This is a genomic window from Pantoea sp. V106_11, assembly GCF_029967885.1.
Taxonomy (GTDB): Bacteria; Pseudomonadota; Gammaproteobacteria; order Enterobacterales; family Enterobacteriaceae; genus Pantoea; species Pantoea ananatis.
Genome location: NZ_JASCAK010000011.1, coordinates 1 through 3,219, shown reverse-complemented (window position 1 = coordinate 3,219; position 3,219 = coordinate 1). Strand labels below are relative to the sequence as shown.

The following is a 3,219-nucleotide window of genomic DNA, read 5'->3' as shown; positions in this document are numbered from 1 at the left end:
CAAACTGATTTGCGATGTCGTAAATACGCTGTATAGATTCAGGTTCTGAAGCTATTTGCGAATAAATATCGTCATTAGTAATATCAAGGAGATTGGTAGTTGTGTGAACTAATTGCGCTTCATAATTGTTAAGCAAATTATCCATGATCTGCTTACCAGCAGTAGTTGCCAGAGCAGCTTGTAGCTGTTCGCTTAATGCTGTTTTAACGTCATTACCAAGAGTACCTCTTTGGGATAGTTGGTCAATTTGAGTGTCAGTAAAGCCCATGGACCTTAGCGCGTCCTCTGCAAGATCATTGTTTCTAACATCAAATTGATACAATCCGAAAGAATAAGAACTATATCCACCTGCCCAGTTAAACTCGTTTAAGACTGATGGTCTCGAACCATCTTCTGTAGCAAAAGCCGTCGTTCGATATTGTTTGAGTTGGTCAATGAGAGTTTGTTTATCAATAAATTCACTTGCAGACATGATCGTTTCCTTATATTAAAGTAATGATAATTTATTTTGGCCAGGAGTCCCACAAGTCACCGATTTTTTCATTATAAATTATACTGTTATTTTTTTGTTGTTCTTTAAGTAATGGGGCTAACTTAAGCTGCCAGATATTTACTATTTCATCTTTCCCTTGTGCCGATTTAACAATATTAGTGGGAGTTCTATATGCTTCCTGATTGTGAACACATTCAAAACTTACCTTTCCGTTCATAGTGACTGCGCTTGGATTGTCATTAATATTTTCATCGAAATATAGACGAAATAAACCTTTTTTTGTTTCAGCCTGCAATATTGTTGATGCACCGCTTTTTGGGATATTAACAATTTGTTTTATTTTATCTAGTTTCAGGTTTTTAATATTTAAATTTTCTTGGTATGCAAAAAACATTTGTTTATTTGCACTATTCATGCAAATAGCTATAGTTTCTTTCGATTTGCTCGGGCATGAGAAAATCTCTATTTGTTCTTTATTGCATATTGTTGGATAGGATGTTTCTGGGGTTTGCACCCATGCCTTTACATCAATATTATCAGAAGCATATACTTTTATGATTGCCAGATTTGAAATTAAAATACAATTAATTAAGAGAATACTAAAGAAATTGAACATTTTAGTTCCTTTTGAAATCCCAGGTTTTTTCTGAAGGTTTAAATTAGAAAAAAGAGCACAAAGAGATTGGGAAGCTAACAGATAGAATTATTTTAAAGAAATAAATATCTTAAGTAAGTCCCTTATAATATTAAGCTTACAGTAGAAATATAAAAAATTCTCGCCAATATCATATATTGTCAACATGGAAAAATAACTTCACCCATTCATGGGTTATTATATCACCTTGTCATTTCTAGACTATTTATATTTATGGGTGGTTATTAATCATCCTGAAGCTAAAATTAATTTTTATTTCTTCACACCGCCTGACAATTTAAAACACCTTAAGTGCAATGGAGATTTTTCGCCACTTGTTTTTAATTTATTTATGCATTGTTTAAACTTCATTTAATCATAAGTATAGTGCTAGAAGCATAAATATTTACACATATAATGATAAACAAAATAAAATTATCTTACACATAGACACAAAAATAGTTTAAGCAAAGGTTTTTTCTTTTTTACAGCTAGTACTTTTTATAAATAACTTAAAAGTAGGGGGGGTGATTTTTTAAGTAGTGGCAGATAAAAATTCTAATTTAATTTTTAAATTAAGTTTCTTATAAACCTTAAAGAAAAATAAACAGGCTAAAAATGAAGTGATCTGTAAATGACATGTGATTAATCTGACACAACTATCATTTCTTATGGGGTATTAATTTAGGCAATGACTGTAGTGTCTGACATGAACGATGTGAAAATTTATTCAGTGGTCAGGCTATGTCATTAAGATGATAACCACTATGCTGTGCAAAATCTGACGCATAACTCTCCTGCTTTTTTGCCAGAATTAATGAAACTACGTCTGTTTTTTATCCTGTTCATTCTCGCTCGGACCCAGTCCTTCATCCTTTAAGTGTAATGAACTGTCACCTTTCACACAGCTGATGCTCCTCAATATACTTTCCAGCTATCAGGTCATAGGGAGCAGCTCACTTGGCGTATTGATGCGGAACGAACACGACCGTTTTGATGACCACTATAATACTGACATTATTCCACAACTCCGTTCCTGACCAGGTATTCATACCAGAGTACCTGGACGCCTTCGCCCTGCCCGGCTTTTTCATTTTCTTCATTATCACCAGAGGGTTAGCATCACTGAGAGTGCGTGAAACTGCGCCGGGAGCCTGCTTTTTATTTCCGTCTGACCAGGTTATTCTCCATATACGGGAGAAAAGCCGGGAAACCGATCCAGAAAGGATCCGTTTCGGATCGATTTATTCTCATCGAAAACCCTTTACAGATGCGCGAAAATACGTTTCACACCTGCAGACAACGGAGAGTAAAAGTTTGGGTACTTTTCCCCGCGAAATGACGCAGATTTCACACAGCGACGCCAGTGGTCATAATGTGAACAGTTCAGGCGCTGCACGCTATTTTGATTACGAAAGTGCTGTCGCGCTGAGAAACCTGGCGGCCGCCTACGGCACCGACATGCCGCGCTACCTGCTCGCCCCTAAAGTGGCCGTGCTGCTGTCCAAGGTGACCGATCTCCGTAAACGCCTGTTTATCGATACCCTGTGGAACACAGGCGGCCGGCTCAATGAAATACTGCCGCTGACCCGGGGGGATTTTGTGCTGTACGATCCGCTGAGTGCGGCACCGCTCGTCTCGCCGTTTGTGGTGCTCCGCACGCTCAAGCAGCGCAGGCTGGAAGACTCTGCCGGCAGCCGGTCCCGTCGCCGCGGGCGCCCGACAAAAGAAGAACAGCAGGCTGAGCAGCAGGCGCAGGCGGAGATACGCGATAATCCGCCGCGCGCCGTGCCGCTTACCGATCCGGCCTTTGTCCAGCGGCTCAGAGAATGGTTTACGACCGCGCAGCCACTGCCGGCGCACGGCTCTGGGATATCCGGAGCGAAGATACCGCCCGCAGCTGGATAAGCCAGGCAGTTGAGGCCGCAAATCGTGACGGCGTCACGTTCTCCATCCGGCCGGTCACGCCCAGGACGTTCCGGGATTCGTTTGCGATGCACCTGGTTCAGCACCAGGTACCCCAGAAGGTCATTCAGACCCTGATGGGCCACAAGGACGCGAAGTCGACCGAATGGTATACGCGGGTGTTTGC

General features: G+C 41.0%; 4 protein-coding genes. 2 read left to right on the top strand and 2 right to left on the bottom strand.

Annotated features, from left to right (window positions below; all coding sequences use genetic code 11):
- The coding region (locus QLG08_RS01410; protein WP_282472782.1) for a hypothetical protein at nt 1-472 on the bottom strand (472 nt) is incomplete at its 3' end.
- Nucleotides 473-503: 31 nt separating this feature from the next.
- Entirely contained in the window at nt 504-1,109 is a 606-nt protein-coding gene (locus QLG08_RS01405; protein WP_014593732.1) for a hypothetical protein, read from the bottom strand.
- Between the two features lie 1,335 nt (nt 1,110-2,444).
- Between QLG08_RS01405 and QLG08_RS01400 the strand changes: the two genes are divergently transcribed.
- Nucleotides 2,445-3,035 (top strand): hypothetical protein, encoded by a 591-nt coding sequence (locus QLG08_RS01400; protein WP_282472781.1) that lies wholly within the window; start codon nt 2,445-2,447, stop codon nt 3,033-3,035.
- On the top strand, nt 2,957-3,219 hold a 263-nt coding region (locus QLG08_RS01395; RefSeq protein WP_282472780.1), incomplete at its 3' end, for a tyrosine-type recombinase/integrase. The genes QLG08_RS01400 and QLG08_RS01395, both read left to right, overlap by 79 nt.